2 protein-coding genes and 1 pseudogene are annotated in these 1,196 nt (G+C 40.2%); all 3 read right to left on the reverse strand.

Going from position 1 to position 1,196, the window contains the following annotated elements:
* A pseudogene (locus tag L1N82_RS23620) lies at window positions 1-118 on the reverse strand (hypothetical protein); the annotation flags it as partial.
* A 160-nt stretch (window positions 119-278) separates the two neighbouring features.
* A complete protein-coding gene (locus L1N82_RS18340; protein ID WP_235288919.1) occupies window positions 279-821 on the reverse strand; it encodes a hypothetical protein in 543 nt (180 codons plus the stop codon).
* On the reverse strand, window positions 822-1,196 hold a 375-nt coding region (locus L1N82_RS18345; RefSeq protein WP_235288920.1), incomplete at its 5' end, for a ParB/RepB/Spo0J family partition protein.

The following is a 1,196-nucleotide window of genomic DNA, read 5'->3' on the forward strand; positions in this document are numbered from 1 at the left end:
GCGAGTAAATATACAGGTTCAGGCTGAGCGGCTGCTCCACTTCGTCCCGGTAGCTGTCCGCCGAGAGGAAACGGCCGTTCCGAGGATCGTAGTAGCGCGACTGTAGGAAGTACAGCTGCGTCTTCCGATCTCAGTAGTGGCCCGCATAACGGTACGGGTTGTACTTGACCAGCTCGGTCGGAGTTAGGTTCTTGGGGAGGTTGCCGCCCGATTCTTCGGCATTAGATGGGGGAAAACTTAAAAACCCTGAGAGGTATTCTCCTCCCAGAGTTTAAATGCTACCGTTTACCCTGTAATATATCGAAAACTTCAGAACAATATAGTGGCCTGGAAATAATGCCTTCGGGTAAATCAAACGTTGAAAAAAACTGCCTCCTTTTCTCATTAAATATTTTTTCGCTTCTTGTTAACTGAATTTCATTACTAAAATCTATTACTTCATGTAACTTCATATTTAAAACATTCAACTTGAGCGACTCAGATATATCACGGCATAGTTGTAGTGTTTTTTCAAATGTGCCTTCTGGATTAACAACAGCAAATCGCACTGATAATTCCTCTACAATTTCGGCTTTTTCCCCAGAGTTAACTTCAATTTCAATGATGCTGGATTCGTCTACATACGAATAGTAACATCCTTCATCTACAGGAGATCGTTTACCTTTGGGAGTATATGCCTTGACATTCTTCATCGACTCTAATACCTCAATAACCCTAGAAGAAGAAATAGAATCACCACCATACGTTTCCCAACCATATTCCGTTAGTTTAGCTATGTTCTTTTTAGGGTAAAGAAGAAAGTTATAAGATTCTATCCCCATTTATCTACCCCCAGCTTCATATGTTTGTCTTAATAATTCATCAGGTGTCGTTCTCCAAGTGCTTTTCAATTCAGCTTCCGATACATATTCAATGGGAACATTTTTTAGTCCTGCTTGTTTTGCTGCCGTCGCTCGATGATGACCATCTACAATTATTGTTTTTCCCTTCACCACATAAACTTTAATCGGTTCTCCATCCCAACCATTTTGTTTCATATTCTTAGCTATTTTCTTGATTTTGTTACCAGTCATTTCATCCTTAGTTTGGCGACCCACCAAATCAAAAGGACTTATTATATCACAACCAGTATTATGAACCCAAATTCCCAAGTCACTTACATAGTACGTATGGAAGTCAGCAACAGTAAAGTTGTA

The sequence above is a fragment of the Paenibacillus tarimensis genome, assembly GCF_021532315.1.
GTDB lineage: Bacteria > Bacillota > Bacilli > Paenibacillales > Paenibacillaceae > Paenibacillus_I > Paenibacillus_I tarimensis.

What these genes read in the sequence shown, in the direction of transcription:
- L1N82_RS18340 (WP_235288919.1), bottom strand. Translation starts at nt 821, where the DNA reads ATGGGGATAGAATCTTATAACTTTCTTCTTTACCCTAAAAAGAACATA.